The sequence below is a fragment of the Paenacidovorax caeni genome (genome assembly GCF_001298675.1).
Taxonomy (GTDB): domain Bacteria; phylum Pseudomonadota; class Gammaproteobacteria; order Burkholderiales; family Burkholderiaceae_C; genus Paenacidovorax; species Paenacidovorax caeni.
Window position 1 is genome coordinate 39,664 of the sequence record NZ_CYIG01000016.1, and the last position, 14,125, is coordinate 53,788.

Annotated in this window: 15 protein-coding genes; 7 read left to right on the plus strand and 8 right to left on the minus strand. The window is 64.4% G+C overall.

Annotated features, from left to right (window positions below):
* Positions 1-48: 48 nt before the first annotated feature.
* Genes ruvB through ruvA form a run of 4 tightly spaced genes read right to left on the minus strand, consistent with a single transcriptional unit; the run spans position 49 to position 3,540 of the window.
* On the minus strand, positions 49-1,098 hold the full coding sequence (gene ruvB / locus BN2503_RS08900) for a Holliday junction branch migration DNA helicase RuvB (RefSeq protein ID WP_054256298.1): 1,050 nt from the start codon (positions 1,096-1,098) through the stop codon (positions 49-51).
* The gene (locus tag BN2503_RS08905; protein WP_074930111.1) at positions 1,095-1,733 is read right to left on the minus strand and encodes a DUF4276 family protein; all 639 of its coding nucleotides are present in this window, start codon (positions 1,731-1,733) and stop codon (positions 1,095-1,097) included. The genes ruvB and BN2503_RS08905 overlap by 4 nt, the downstream gene beginning before the upstream one ends.
* The gene (locus BN2503_RS19325; protein WP_074930109.1) at positions 1,730-2,953 is read right to left on the minus strand and encodes an AAA family ATPase; all 1,224 of its coding nucleotides are present in this window, start codon (positions 2,951-2,953) and stop codon (positions 1,730-1,732) included. Before BN2503_RS19325 ends, BN2503_RS08905 begins: the two co-directional genes overlap by 4 nt.
* A gap of 14 nt (positions 2,954-2,967) precedes the next feature.
* Positions 2,968-3,540 (minus strand): Holliday junction branch migration protein RuvA, encoded by a 573-nt coding sequence (gene ruvA, locus BN2503_RS08915; RefSeq protein ID WP_054256301.1) that lies wholly within the window; start codon positions 3,538-3,540, stop codon positions 2,968-2,970.
* A 49-nt stretch (positions 3,541-3,589) separates the two neighbouring features.
* Between ruvA and BN2503_RS08920 the strand changes: the two genes are divergently transcribed.
* The 3 genes from BN2503_RS08920 to BN2503_RS08930 all read left to right on the plus strand — a co-directional run bounded on the left by BN2503_RS08920 (position 3,590) and on the right by BN2503_RS08930 (position 5,875).
* Positions 3,590-4,540 carry a PhoH family protein gene (locus BN2503_RS08920; protein ID WP_054256302.1) on the plus strand — a complete coding sequence of 317 codons (951 nt, stop codon included), beginning with the start codon at positions 3,590-3,592 and terminating at the stop codon, positions 4,538-4,540.
* A gap of 55 nt (positions 4,541-4,595) precedes the next feature.
* The gene (gene ybeY / locus BN2503_RS08925) at positions 4,596-5,048 is read left to right on the plus strand and encodes an rRNA maturation RNase YbeY (protein ID WP_054256303.1); all 453 of its coding nucleotides are present in this window, start codon (positions 4,596-4,598) and stop codon (positions 5,046-5,048) included.
* A 77-nt stretch (positions 5,049-5,125) separates the two neighbouring features.
* Complete coding sequence (locus BN2503_RS08930; protein ID WP_054256304.1) at positions 5,126-5,875, plus strand: sulfite exporter TauE/SafE family protein; 750 nt, start codon at positions 5,126-5,128, stop codon at positions 5,873-5,875.
* A gap of 223 nt (positions 5,876-6,098) precedes the next feature.
* On the opposite strand, the gene lysM is transcribed toward BN2503_RS08930, so the two are convergent.
* Positions 6,099-6,587, minus strand: coding sequence for a peptidoglycan-binding protein LysM (gene lysM / locus BN2503_RS08935; protein ID WP_054256305.1), 489 nt, complete (start codon positions 6,585-6,587; stop codon positions 6,099-6,101).
* A 145-nt stretch (positions 6,588-6,732) separates the two neighbouring features.
* Between lysM and BN2503_RS08940 the strand changes: the two genes are divergently transcribed.
* Positions 6,733-7,530, plus strand: a complete 798-nt coding sequence (locus BN2503_RS08940) for a type III pantothenate kinase (protein ID WP_054256306.1) — start codon at positions 6,733-6,735, stop codon at positions 7,528-7,530.
* A 24-nt stretch (positions 7,531-7,554) separates the two neighbouring features.
* Here BN2503_RS08940 and BN2503_RS08945 read toward each other — a convergent pair whose 3' ends face one another.
* From BN2503_RS08945 to BN2503_RS08955, 3 genes are all read right to left on the minus strand, one after another.
* Entirely contained in the window at positions 7,555-8,331 is a 777-nt protein-coding gene (locus tag BN2503_RS08945) for a tetratricopeptide repeat protein (protein WP_054256307.1), read from the minus strand.
* A 36-nt stretch (positions 8,332-8,367) separates the two neighbouring features.
* On the minus strand, positions 8,368-9,036 hold the full coding sequence (locus tag BN2503_RS08950; RefSeq protein WP_054256308.1) for a TetR/AcrR family transcriptional regulator: 669 nt from the start codon (positions 9,034-9,036) through the stop codon (positions 8,368-8,370).
* A 163-nt stretch (positions 9,037-9,199) separates the two neighbouring features.
* On the minus strand, positions 9,200-9,880 hold the full coding sequence (locus BN2503_RS08955) for a phasin family protein (protein ID WP_082366537.1): 681 nt from the start codon (positions 9,878-9,880) through the stop codon (positions 9,200-9,202).
* 231 nt (positions 9,881-10,111) lie between these two features.
* Between BN2503_RS08955 and BN2503_RS08960 the strand changes: the two genes are divergently transcribed.
* From BN2503_RS08960 to rfbD, 3 genes are all read left to right on the plus strand, one after another.
* Positions 10,112-12,100: an SDR family oxidoreductase gene (locus BN2503_RS08960; RefSeq protein WP_054256309.1), complete on the plus strand. Its 1,989-nt coding sequence runs from the start codon at positions 10,112-10,114 to the stop codon at positions 12,098-12,100.
* A gap of 64 nt (positions 12,101-12,164) precedes the next feature.
* Complete coding sequence (gene rfbB, locus BN2503_RS08965; RefSeq protein ID WP_054256310.1) at positions 12,165-13,226, plus strand: dTDP-glucose 4,6-dehydratase; 1,062 nt, start codon at positions 12,165-12,167, stop codon at positions 13,224-13,226.
* Positions 13,223-14,113 (plus strand): dTDP-4-dehydrorhamnose reductase, encoded by an 891-nt coding sequence (gene rfbD, locus BN2503_RS08970; RefSeq protein WP_054256311.1) that lies wholly within the window; start codon positions 13,223-13,225, stop codon positions 14,111-14,113. Before rfbB ends, rfbD begins: the two co-directional genes overlap by 4 nt.
* The last annotated feature ends 12 nt before the right edge of the window (positions 14,114-14,125 follow it).

Consider the following 14,125-nt stretch of genomic DNA (forward strand, 5'->3'; position numbering starts at 1 on the left):
GTGATTGCATGGCCGTGCCCGGGCACCAGCCCAGGCCGCAAACGGTTTCTAGAACAGCCCGCCCCCCTGCGGCGGCGCCACGCCCAGGTGGCGGAAGGCTGCCAGGGTGGCGATGCGCCCGCGCGGGGTGCGTTGCAAGAAGCCTTGCTGGATCAGGTAGGGCTCAATCACGTCTTCAATGGTGCCGGGCTCCTCGCCGATGCTCGCGGCGATGTTGTCCAGCCCCACTGGTCCGCCGTCAAAGCGGTGGATCACGGCCTCGAGCAGCTTGCGGTCCATCACGTCGAAGCCTTGCGGATCGACGTCGAGCAACGCCAGCGCGCGCTGGGCAATGTCGAGGGTGATGCGACCGTCGCCCTTCACGTCGGCGTAGTCGCGTACGCGGCGCAGCAGGCGGTTGGCGATGCGCGGTGTACCGCGCGAGCGGCGCGCGATCTCGGCGCTGCCCTCGGGGTCAATGGGCGCCTGCATCAGCGCGCTGCTGCGTGTGACGATGCGCGAAAGCTCCTCGGGCGTGTAGAACTCCAGCCGTGCCACGATGCCGAAACGGTCGCGCAGCGGGTTGGTGAGCATGCCCGCGCGCGTCGTTGCGCCCACCAGGGTGAAGGGTTGCAGGTCGAGCTTGATGCTGCGCGCGGCCGGGCCTTCGCCGATCATGATGTCGATCTGGTAGTCCTCCAGCGCGGGGTAGAGGATCTCTTCCACCACGGGCGAGAGGCGGTGGATCTCGTCGATGAACAGCACATCGTTGCGCTCCAGGTTGGTTAGCAGCGCAGCCAGGTCCTTGGGCTTTTCCAGCACCGGGCCGCTGGTCTGGCGCAGTTGCACGCCCAGCTCGGCCGCGATGATGTGGGACAGCGTGGTTTTGCCCAGCCCGGGCGGGCCAAACAGCAGCACGTGGTCCAGCGCCTCCGAGCGCTTCTTGGCGGCGCCAATGAAGATTTCAAGCTGCTCGCGGGCCTTGGCTTGGCCTACGTATTCGTCGAGCTGTTTGGGGCGCAGCGCACGTTCCAGCGCTTCTTCTTGGGGGGACGTGGGGGCGGCAGATACCACGCGCTTCGGGGGCGCGGGGGCAAAGTCGTCGGTGTGGATGCTCATGTGGCTACGGTGTGCAGGTAGTCCCGCATCCTCTCTATCAGAGTATTGAGGCTGGGTGATGGCGTGGTGTCGAAATTCATGTGCGGCGCAATCGCTTTGGCCCATGCAAGCTTGCGAGTGCCCGTGACCGTTCGCACGTCCTCGCCAAGGGCTTCCGCTAAGCGCTCCCATGCGCCAATCACTGCATCCGGTGCAATACCTTGGATTTTTCTCAGGCGCACATGTGCAAAGCCCATTCGTACAGCGTGTGGATCAGCCAGGAACCAGCTTTCAGTCTCCTCAACCGCCAAACAAAAAATGACCCTTGGAGGGCGTTGAGGTAACTGCTCCAGCATGGCGCACAGTTGCATTAAAAATATCGCCTCATCGTCATTGTCTGCGTCGATGAGCACCAACACCATGGCATTGGAAGGGAGCCACGCCATGCTTCGCAGTTTCGCAGGGAGTTGGTCCAAAAGACCTCGGTGTCTAGGGTCGGGCCGTGCCAGTGGGTTATCCGGTAAACGCCCACGTCCTTGGTGCGGATGGATGCGAAATTGCACGTCTTTTTCCAAACCAAAGTGCCGTGCTAAAAGCTCGTGCATCACGGGCACATCCGAAGCTCCCTCAGTTAATACCTCGATATACGGAGTCACGGATTCCCCACGCCAAAATGGTTACTAAACCACAAGCTACCGGTGGGGATACCCTCGTTGAACAAGGCTTGTACGCCTGGAATATCTGCTGCCCGCAACGCTTGGGTGTACCCGTCTCGTCCCTTGTTCAGTACCCATACTTCTTGAGGTGCGAGTGCATCGACGAAATAAGGCGAGTGGGTCGTGACAAGAACCTGAGGCCCACGGTGGCGGCTCGCGAAGGCTTGTAGTTCCTGCGCAAGAACTGCTAGCAATTGGTGGTGTAAGCCGTTTTCAGGTTCTTCAATCCCAATCAATGGTGCAGGTTCTGGGTCTTCCATTAGCAGAAGGTATGCCAACAGTTTTAGTGAACCATCTGACATATCCTGCTGGTAAAAGGGCTTGTCGTAGCCCTGCGCGGTGAATTCCAGTAGCAAACGGCCATCAGGAGCTTTTCTATGGCAAATACCTTGAACTCCAGGCAATTTCTGGGCGATTAAATCCAGTGCGGCCTTAAAGCCTCGTGGATTTTCCCGTTCGATAAATTGCAGGTATTTGGCCAAGTTGTCACCCCTGCGGTTAAGGTGAGGATCCGCACCCGCCATGGGTTGTACCCGAGCTAATTCAGGGACAAAGTACGACAGATACCAACCGGCAAGAAAAGAGCGAAATTGTCCAATGCGCGGATGATCCTTGAGCGTTCCCAAAGTGGCGATGCCCAGAACTTGCCTATCACTCATTCGGATTTCTGTTTTTCGTACGCCCTCATTGATCTCACTTTCCTCCCCGGACCATGCATAGCCCTCACCATCACGAAGCTCTAGAAAGCTGTAAGGGCGCCCATTGCTCTGCCCTTTTCGACGTTGGCGCAAACGCTCGTACACGACACACACCCTGCCTCTGGTGTCTTGGTCAATGTGCAGGCTGTAACTGATGGGCCTGTCCTTGAGAGTCTGTCTAAACCTCACTTCAAAGCGGATGGGCTCTTGGACGCCCTGGGTGCGCAGCCGTTCAAAGCCTCCGCGTTGTGGTTTGTCACAAGCTGCTTCTACTCCATCGTTCAGACAGTCACCAAGAAAACCCAACGCATCGAGCAGCGTAGATTTTCCGACCCCATTGGCACCAATTACAGCCATTAATCGCGGGAGCGCATCGCTGCTTTGTTTTTCGAATGTTTTACCCAGCGTCACATCCTTCAGGCTGCGGTAATTTTGAATCTGAATTCCTTCTAAAACAGCCATCTACTGTCTCCTAATCACTTGGCCAGCGCTTTGAGCGCCAGCTTGATGCCTTCGCTCACGCCCACATCGGGGGGGAGTGCCTTGAGGGCGGCGGCGGCTTCTTTGTCGCTGTAGCCCAGGGCCAGCAGCGCCTGCAGGATGTCGGCCTGGCTGTCGTTGGCCACGTGGGCACGCGCACCCATGTCGGCGCCCAGCTTGCCCTTGAGCTCCAGCAGCAGGCGCTCGGCGGTTTTCTTGCCGATGCCGGGCACTTTCACCAGGCGGCCGCTTTCCTGCAGCGACACGGCCTGCGCCAGGTCCTGCACACCCAGGCCTGAGAGGATGGACAGCGCCGTGCGCGGCCCCACGCCGCTGATCTTGATGAGCTCGCGGAAAGTCTGGCGCTCGGGCGCGGTGCCGAAACCGTAGAGCAGCTGCCCATCTTCGCGCACGATGAACTGGGTGAGCAGCGCCACCTTTTCGCCCACGGCGGGCAGGTTGTAGAAGGTGCTCATGGGCACCAGCACCTCGTAGCCCACGCCGTGGCAGTCCACCAATACCTCGGGAGGGTTCTTTTCCAGCAGCGTGCCGGTCAATTTGCCTATCATGCGAATCCTTTGCCGCACCTTCGGGCGGCGACCCACGGAATTATCAAGCGTGATCCTGCGCCACACCTTCACCCCGCATAACAACCTGCGTCTGTCCCACCTGTGCGGCCCGGCCGACGCGCACCTGCGCACCATTGAACTGGCGCTGCAGGTCAAGATCGCCCACCGGCACGAACAGTTCAAGGTGGACGGCCCCAAGGCCGCCGCCCAGCAGGCCATGGAGCTGCTGCAGGCGCTGTATGAAATGGCCGACCGCCCGATCAAGGACGACATGCTGCAGCTCATGCTGGCGGGCGACAGCGCCATGGTGGAGGCGGGGGACGGCGCCCAGGTGCTGCACACGCGCCGCGCCGACCTGCGCGCGCGCACGCCGCGCCAGAGCGTGTACCTGGACAACATCGCCACGCACGACATCACTTTCGGCATCGGCCCGGCGGGCACGGGCAAGACGTATCTGGCCGTGGCCTGTGCCGTCGATGCGCTGGAGCGCAGCCAGGTGCAGCGCATCGTGCTCACGCGCCCGGCCGTGGAGGCGGGCGAGCGCCTGGGCTTTCTGCCTGGCGACCTGACGCAGAAGGTGGACCCGTACCTGCGCCCGCTCTACGACGCGCTGTACGAGCTGATGGGTTTTGACAAGGTACAAAAAGCCTTTGAGCGCAACGCGCTGGAAATCGCGCCGCTGGCCTTCATGCGCGGGCGCACGCTGAACAACGCCTTTGTCATCCTCGACGAGGCGCAGAACACCACGCCCGAGCAGATGAAGATGTTCCTCACGCGCATCGGCTTCGGCGCCAAGGCCGTGGTCACGGGCGACGTGAGCCAGATTGACCTGCCCAAGGGCGCCATGAGCGGCTTGGTGGACGCCGAGCGCGTGCTGCAGCGCGTGCAGGGCATCGCGATCTCGCGCTTCACCAGCGCCGACGTGGTGCGCCACCCGCTGGTGGCGCGCATCGTCGATGCCTACGATGCACCACGCAGCCGGCGGGCTACGGCGGCCTGATTTTCTCCTGATTTGATAGCTGCCAGCGCTTGTCTGGCAAGCGCTGGAGGCCAAAATGGCTCTAAACCAACTCACCCTGTCCCTGCAATTCGCGCGCGATGCTGCCGCACACCGCGCCACCCTGCCGCGCCACAAGGTGGCGCGCTGGATACGCCATGCGCTGGCAGTGGATGCGGAAATCACGGTGCGCATCGTTGGCGCCGAGGAAGGCCAGCGCCTCAACCGTGAATACCGCCACAAGGACTACGCCACCAACGTGCTCACCTTCGACTACCAGCAGGAGCCCCTTGCCGTGGCCGACCTGGTGTTGTGTGCCCCCGTGGTCGAGCGCGAGGCGCGCGAGCAGAACAAGACCCTGGAGGAGCACTACGCCCACCTGCTGGTGCACGGTGCGCTGCACGCCCAGGGCTGGGACCATGAGACCAGCGCCGAAGATGCCGACGAGATGGAGGCCTACGAAACCGCCATCATGGAAGAACTGGGCTTTGCCGACCCGTATGCCAAGTAGGCCAAGTAGGCCAAGTAAAACACCGTAACCCGGCAGGCAACCAATACGGCGGTGCGGCACGCCTAAGATCGCCTCCGATGTTCGATACCGCTTTGCTCCTTGCCGCCGCCTTTGTCGCTGGCGCGCTCAATGCCGTCGCCGGGGGCGGCAGCTTTCTCACCCTGCCCGCGCTGGTCTTTACCGGCGTGCCGCCCGTGGCGGCCAATGCCACCGGAACCGTGGCGCTGCTGCCCGGCTACATGGCGGGCGCCTGGGGCTTTCGCGAGGACATGGTGCCGCCGCCCGGCCTGTCGATGCGCGCCGTGGTGGCGCTCTCGCTCGTCGGCGGCTCCGCAGGCGCGGCGCTGCTGCTGTTGACGCCCGATGCCACCTTCAAGAAGGTCGTTCCCTGGCTGCTGCTGGCGGCCACGGCCCTGTTCGCTTTCGGGCCCAAGCTGCGCCAGTGGGCCGGGGCCAGCCACCATGGCGCGCCGTCGCCGCTGCGTGCCGCGCTGGGCATGCTGGCGGTGGCGGCCTACGGGGGCTATTTCAACGGCGGCCTGGGCATCCTGCTGCTGGCGCTGTTCGGTCTGCTGGGGCAGACCCAGCTCAACGCCATGAATGGCATGAAGAACCTGGTCTCGGCCCTGCTCACGGCGATTGCCGTGGCCATTTATGCCGCGGGCGGTATCGTGCAATGGCCGCAGGCGCTGATGATGATGCTGGCTGCCACGGCGGGCGGCTACGGCGGTGCGCGCGTAGCGCGCCGGCTGCCCGCGCCGGTGCTGCGCTGGGGCATCGTGGCCACGGGGCTGGTGATGGCGGCGGTGTTCTTCTGGCGGCAGTAGCCGCAGCGGGCGCAGCCATGCGCCTTGCCGCTGCCTCGGTCGCCGTTGCGGGGCCGCAGGCACCAGGCAAAGGTCATGAACACGTTGGACGCGAACGCTTCGACGTTTGCCGAGGCGTGGCTGCCATGTCCTCGGCTTGCCACACGCCGTAAATTGCTCATAAAAAAATAGCTGCTAGCGCTTGATGGACAAGCGCTAGCAGCCTTTTTGGCTTGCAATCTGGTTACTTGGCCAGCGGCGGGATGCGCAACTTCTGGCCGGGGTAGATTTTGTCGGGGTGCGTCAGCATGGGCTTGTTGGCCTCGAAGATCACCGGGTACTTGTTGGCGTCGCCGTAGAACTTCTTGGCGATGGCCGAGAGCGTGTCGCCGCGCACAACGTCGTGGTACTGCGCCTCGGGCTCGGGGTTGGTCACGGCCATCTGGTTGTCCACGCTTTGCACGCTGGCCACGTTGCCGCAGCACAGGGTTACTTTCTCCTTCACGGCCTGCGTGGGCGCCTGGCCTTGCACGGTGACTTTGCCCTGGCTGCCGTCGAAGGCCACTTTCACATCGCTCACGCCCAGGTTCTGCGCGCCGATGTAGGTGGCGATGGCCTGCGCCGCCTTGGCATTGAGCTCGTCCGCGGAGGGCGCTGCGGGCGTGGCGGCGTGGGCTTCCTTGCCGCTGAACAGCTTTTCACCGGCTTCCTTGATGAAACTGAAAAGACCCATGGTTCAACTCCTGTCGGTGGTGGTTGCGTAAGCGTGAAGCGCCCACTGTACCTCCGCTGTGCTGCGCGTGGCCATGGTGCGCGACGATTGTTCACTATCGCCTCGGCGGCAGGCGTCAGCGCAAAACTCGTGATAATCGCGCCCTATGACTTTTCTGGCCATCGACGTGGGCAACACCCGCCTCAAATGGGCGTTGTACGACGCGCCGCGCCCGGGTGCGGCACTGCTCGCGCATGGTGCCGAGTTCCTGGAGCACATTGAGCGTTTGGCCGAGCATGCCTGGGGGGCCTTGCCGGCGCCTTCGCGCATCCTGGGCTGCGTGGTGGCGGGTGATGCCGTGAAGCGCCGTGTGCGCGAGCAGGTGGAGCAGATGCCGCAGTGGGACGTGACGCCGCAGTGGGTGGTGTCCTCGGTGCAGGAGGCCGGTCTGGTGAACGGCTACGACCATCCGCTGCGCCTGGGGGCCGACCGTTGGGTGGCCATGATCGGTGCGCGCCACCGCCTGCTGGCGCGTGGCGAGCGGCGGCCGCTGATCGTGGTCATGGTGGGCACGGCGGTGACCGTGGAGGCCATCGACGCTGAAGGGCGCTTCTTGGGCGGCCTGATCCTGCCGGGCCACGGCATCATGCTGCGCGCGCTCGAATCGGGCACGGCTGGCCTGCACGTGCCCACGGGCGAGGTGCGGCTTTTTCCCACCAACACCAGCGACGCACTGACCAGCGGCGGCACCTACGCCATCGCTGGGGCCGTGGAGCGCATGTTCCAGCACCTGGCGCAGCACTGCGGCCAGGAGCCGGCGTGCCTGATGACCGGCGGCGCCGGCTGGAAGATGGCACCAAGCATGACGCGGCCCTTCGAGCTGGTGGACCACCTGATTTTCGACGGGCTGCTGGAAATCGCGGCCTACCGCGCGGCGGCAGCGGCGCGCCAGGCGGCGGCCTGATCCTGGGGCGGCCCGCCCCGAGGGTCAATCGTCGGCCAGTTCGGCGCGTGCCAGTGCCACGTCCAGGTGCTCCATGGCGTCCGCCGGCTCGCACGCGGCTGCTTGTTCGTAGAGCTTGGTGGCTTCTTTCATTTTCTTGTCGCCTTCGAGCATGACCAGGGCATTGGCGTACTCGATCATGGCGATGGCCGAGCCCGGGTTGAGCTGGAGCGCCTGCTGGAATAGCTTCAGCCCCGTGTCTTTCTTGGCCCCGTAGGTCATGCCGCCAATCAGCGCGCCCACCTTGTCGATCACTTCGGCATGGAAGGCGCCCAGGGCGATATGGGCGTCTGCGTGCGCGGGGGCCAGGGCGATGGCTTTTTCCAGCGACGCCTTGATTTTGCTACCCAGGCCCTGCGCCAGCGCCTTGGCGACGCTGATGCCCTGGCTGTAGCGTCCCAGTGCGTAGGCGTGCCAGTACCAGGCGTTGGCGTTGCCGGGCTCGGCCTGGGCTTGCGCTTCGGCGCGTTCGGCCACCTGCAGGAACAGGTCGAGCCGGTTCTTCTCCTTCGGCTCCAGGTAGGTGGCGTAGATGGCCTGGGCCTTGTTGGCGGCCGTGATGCCAGCGCCGCCCACGGCCAGGCCGGCTTCGGTGGCGCGCTGGAACTCGCCGGCATGGAACAGTGCCCAGGCTTCGAGGACTTTCTTGTCGCTGGGGCAGGGTTCGGCATCGCCCGCATGCAGGCGCGCCCATTGCTTCTTGGCGCTGGCGGCGGTGACGGGGTAGTCGCTGGCATGGGGGAAGGCGGTCCAGGCGGCCATGGTGGTTGTCTCCTTATGGTTTTGTCGTTGAGGGTGTCAGGGTGTCGCGGTCGGTGTCTGGTAGGCGCTGGCGAGCGTGAGCAGGTGGGCACGCTGGCTGGCCTCGAGGTAGGGCATCAGCAGGTTCAGCACGTGGTGCGCGCCGCGCAGCAGCGCGGCCTGGGCGCTCTCAGGCTCGAGCGCGCGGCGCGGGTCGCGCACGTACTCGAAGCTCAGCCAGTAAGTCAGCACCACGACCATGCTGGTGGCCGTGGGTTCCAGTTCGCGCGAGTCGATCTGCAGGGCCCCAGCGCGCTGCATGCCGTCGAGCAGCGTGCGCATCGCGCGGGTCTTGTGCTTGAGCACGGCCTGGAAATGTGTTTCCAGGCGCCGGTTCTTGGACAGCAGGTCGTTGAGGTCGCGGTACAGGAAGCGGTATTGCCAGATCAGCTCGAACAGGGTGTGCATGAAGAACCAGGCGTCTTCCACGTTGCGCACGCCGGTGCTGGCGCCCAGGAGCTCGTCCAGGCTGGCGTTGTAGCGGTCGAACAGCGCGTTGATCAGCTCATCCTTGGCCGGGTAGTGGTAGTACAGGTTGCCGGGGCTGATGCGCAATTCGGCCGATATCAGCGTGGTCGAGACGTTGGGTTCGCCAAACCGGTTAAACAGGTCCAGCGTGGTTTCCAGAATGCGTTCGGCGGTGCGGCGCGGCGCTTTTTTCACCATGGATGCGGATCCTCATGCTCGTTCTTGCGGGCTACTCTAACCGACGATGCCGCGCGCTGGCATGGGGGTTGCGCAGGGTCGATGCAAAGAAAACGGCTGCCGCACCCAAGGCGCGACAGCCGCATGGGCAGGGCGTTGCCTGCCGGGGAAATGCGCAGCGCGATCAGGCGCTGGCCGGGGTGTCCGCAGGGGGCGCGGCGGCGGGTTCTGCACCGGCGTTGCGCGGCGCTACCTGGGGAAAGGGCGGGCGCTTGGCGGCGGGCTTCTTGGCCACGGGCTTGCTCGCGGCCTCCTCGGCGGCAGCCTTGGGGGCCGCCTTTTTCGGCGCGGCCTTGGCTGCAGGCTTGGCCGCAGCTTGCTTTGGCGCAGAGGCGGCCTTGGCGGTTGCGGGCTTCTTCGCGGCGGGTTTCTTGGCGGCGGGCTTGGCTGCCGCCGGCGCCTTGCCCACGCTCTGGGTCAGGGCGTCGATGCGGGCGTTCAGCGCTTCCAGGTCACGCGACGTGGGTACGCCCAGGCGGGAGAGCGCCTTGGCTACGCGATCCTCGAAGATGGATTCGAGCTTGTCCCACTGCCCAGCGGCGCGCGAGCCAATGTCATTGGCCATGTGGGTCACGCGACTGGTGGCCTCGGTGATCTTCTCTTCGGCTACGGTCTGGGTCTTGCGCTGCATCGACATGCCTTCCTTCACCAAGGTCTCGAATACCTTCGAGCCTTCCTCCTGGGCCTTGGCAAAGGCGCCCAGACCGGCAAGCCAGATCTGCTGCGCCGAGTCCTTGATGGCGCGCGGCAATTCGGCGCTTTTCTTTTTCTTTTCGTTGCTGAGTTTCTGCAGCTTCTTGACCATGGGAAACCTCCGGGGCAATAGGGATTGCGGTTGCCAGGATTTTGTGTTCTGGCGCGTGAGGGCAACTTTACGCCTGCAAGGCGCATGCGTGTAGGTGCCTGTTCCTAAAAACATAGAGCTCCACGCCTACTTGCCGTCCCGCAGCACCCGCTAGCATCGCCCCGGGTTTGTGCTGAATCGGGCGCTATGGGCGCTGGGCAAGAATCGCTGAGTCTAAAGGAGCTATTTTCTATGCGGTATTTCGTCACGGGGGCAACGGGTTTCATCGGCAAGCGGCTGGTCAAGAAGCTGCTGGAGCGCAAGGGCACGGTGGTTCATTTCCTGATCCGGCCCGAGAGTGCCGACAAGGTGGCGGCGCTGCGCAGCTACTGGGGCGTGGGCGCGTCCCGCGCCATTCCCGTGCATGGCGACCTGACGGCGAAGAAGCTCGGCGTGAGCGCGGCCGACGTCAAGGCGCTCAAGGGGCAGATCGACCATTTCTTCCACCTGGCGGCCGTGTACGACCTCGCGGCCGACGTCGAGACCCAGGTGGCCGTCAACATCGACGGCACGCGCAATACCGTCGACCTGGCGCGCGCCATCGACGCAGGGCACTTCCACCATGTGTCCTCCATCGCGGCGGCGGGGCTGTACGAAGGCGTGTTCCGCGAGGACATGTTCGATGAGGCCGAGGGGCTGGACCATCCGTACTTCCAGACCAAGCACGAGAGCGAGAAGATCGTGCGCCAGGAGGGCAAGCTGGCCTGGACGGTGTACCGCCCCGCCATGGTGGTGGGCGACAGCCAGACGGGCGAGATGGACAAGATCGACGGCCCGTACTACTTCTTCAAGGTGATCCAGCGCCTGCGCCAGATCCTGCCGCCGTGGATGCCGTCGGTCGGCCTGGAGGGCGGGCGCGTGAACATCGTGCCGGTCGATTTCGTGGTCGATGCGCTGGCCGCCATCAGCCACCAGGAAGGCATTGCCAAGCGCTGCTTCCACCTGGTCGATCCGGTGGGCTACCGCGTGGGCGATGTGCTCGACATCTTCTCGCGCGCCGCGCACGCGCCGCGCATGAACCTGTTCATCAATGCCGCGCTGCTGGGCTTCATTCCCCGGGGCGTGCGCAAGGGGCTGATGGCGCTGTCGCCCATGCGCCGCGTGCGCAATGCCGTCATGAAGGACCTGGGCCTGCCCGAGGACATCCTCACCTTCATCAACTACCCCACGCGTTTCGATTGCCGCGAGGCCCAGGCCGCGCTCAAGGGCACGGGCGTGCAGTGCCCCAACCTGCGCGACTACGCCTGGCGCCTGTGGGACTACTGGGAGCGCCACCTCGACCCCGAGCTGCACATCGACCGCTCGCTCAAGGGCACGGTGGCGGGCAAGGTGGTGCTGATCACGGGCGGCTCGTCCGGCATCGGCCTGGCGGCGGCGCACAAGTTTGCCGAGGCGGGCGCCACCACCATCATCTGCGGGCGCGACCAGGACAAGCTCGACGCTGCCTGCCAGGAGGCCAAGGACAAGGGCCACGCCTTCGTCACCTACGCGGTGGACATCGCCGACATGCAGGACTGCGACCGCTTCGTGCAGCAGCTCATCGCCGACCATGGCGGCGTGGACTTTCTCGTCAACAACGCGGGCCGCTCGATCCGCCGTGCCATCGAAAGCAGCTACGACCGCTTCCACGACTACGAGCGCACCATGCAGCTCAACTACTTCGGCAGCCTGCGCGTGACCATGGGCCTGCTGCCCAAGATGGTGGAAAAGCGCAAGGGCCATGTGGTCAACATCAGCTCCATCGGCGTGCTGACGAACGCGCCGCGCTTCTCCGCCTACGTGGCGAGCAAGGCGGCGCTGGATTCATGGACGCGCTGCGCCGCCAGTGAGTTCGCCGACCAGGGCGTCACCTTCACCACCATCAACATGCCGCTGGTGCGCACGCCCATGATCGCGCCGACCAAGATCTACGACAACGTGCCCACGCTCAGCCCCGACGAGGCGGCCGACCTGATCGCCCAGGCCTGCATCTTCAAGCCCGTGCGCATCGCCACCAAGCTGGGCATCACCGGCCAGGTGCTGCATGCGCTGCTGCCGCGCGTGGCGCAGATCACGATGAACACGAGCTTCCGCATGTTCCCCGACTCCGAGGCCGCGCAGGGCGAAAAGAAGGGCGGCAAGCCCCAGCTCGCCGCCGAGGCCGAGGCGCTCAAGCAGATGATGCGGGGCATCCACTTCTGAGCCGGGGGCGTGCGCGGGGGAGGGTGGGATAATCGTCCCCTTTCTTCCCAGCCTCCCGCATTCCATGATTCTCGTCACTGGCGGCGCCGGCTTCATTGGCGCCAACTTCGTGCTCGACTGGCTGGCCAGCCAGGGCGAAGCGGTCGTGAACCTCGACAAGCTGACCTACGCGGGCAACCTGCACAACCTCGACAGCCTGCGCAGTGATGCGCGCCACGTTTTTGTGCAGGGTGACATTGGCGACCGCGCGCTGCTGGACCGCCTGCTAGCCGAGCACCGCCCGCGCGCGATTGTCAACTTTGCGGCCGAGTCCCATGTGGACCGCTCCATCCACGGTCCCGAGGATTTCATCCAGACCAACGTGGTTGGAACTTTCAGGCTTTTGGAGGCCGCAAGGCAATACTGGCAAGCGCTGCCAGCTACTGAAAAAGGAGCGTTCCGTTTCCTGCACGTGAGCACCGACGAGGTCTATGGCACGCTCGCACCGACGGATCCGGCCTTCACCGAAGACCACCGGGTCGAGCCCAACAGCCCCTACTCGGCCAGCAAGGCCGCCAGTGACCACCTTGTGCGTGCTTGGCACCACACCTACGGCCTGCCGGTGCTCACCACCAACTGCAGCAACAACTATGGTCCGCTGCACTTCCCCGAGAAGCTCATTCCGCTGATGATTGTCAACGCGCTGGCGGGCAAAAGCCTGCCCATTTATGGCGACGGCATGCAGATCCGCGACTGGCTCTATGTGCGCGACCATTGCAGTGCCATCCGCCGCGTGCTGGAGGCCGGCCGCCTGGGCGAGACCTACAACATCGGTGGCTGGAACGAGAAACCCAACATCGAAATCGTCAACACGGTTTGTGCTCTGCTGGATGAGCTGCGCCCGCGTGCCGACGGCCAGAGCTACGCCACGCAGATCACCTACGTGACCGACCGCCCTGGCCATGACCGGCGCTACGCCATCGATGCGCGCAAGATTGAGCGCGAGCTGGGCTGGAAGCCTGCTGAAACCTTTGACACGGGCATTCGCAAGACCGTGCAGTGGTACCTTGATAACCCCGAATGGGTGCAACAGGTGCAGACCGGGGCCTACCGCGACTGGGTCGCCAAACAATACGCTGGCGCATGAACATCCTGCTTCTTGGCAAGAACGGCCAGGTCGGCTGGGAGCTGCAACGCAGCTTGGCCGTGCTCGGCACCGTCACGGCCCTCGACTTCGACAGCGCTGACCATTGCGGCGATTTCAGCAACCCCGCAGGTATTGCCAGCACCGTGCGCGCGCTGCGCCCTGACGTGATCGTCAACGCCGCCGCCCACACCGCCGTGGACAAGGCAGAGGGCGAACCGGAGGTGGCGCGCCTGCTCAACGCCACCACCCCTGGCGTGCTGGCCGAAGAAGCCGCGCGCCTGGGTGCCTGGCTGGTGCACTACAGCACCGACTATGTGTTTGACGGCAGCGGTGAGCGCCCCTGGGTCGAGGACGACGCGCCTGCGCCGCTGTCCGTCTATGGCGCCACCAAGCTGGAGGGCGAGAAACGCATCCAGCAATCGGGCTGCCAGCACCTCATTCTGCGTACCAGCTGGGTCTATGCCGCGCGCGGCGGCAACTTCGCCAAGACCATGTTGCGCTTAGGCAGCGAGCGCGAGCGTCTTACCGTCATCGACGACCAGTGGGGTGCGCCCACCGGGGCCGACTTGCTGGCCGACGTCACGGCCCATGCCATCCGCCACCTTGCGCAGCATCCCGAAGATGGCGGCCTGTACCACTGCGTGGCAAGCGGTGAGACGAACTGGCATTCCTATGCAAAATACGTTCTAGACCAAGTCAGTCAAGCGCAAGCAGCTATCAAAATTAAAGCAACAGAAATCGCTCCCGTGCCGACCAGCGCGTTTCCCACGCCGGCGCGCCGCCCGCACAACTCGCGCCTGAACACCCGCAAGCTGCAAGCCACCTTCGGCCTTGTGCTGCCGCACTGGCAGCAGGGCGTGGCGCGGATGCTCACTGAAATCCTCTGAACTGTCCGACCC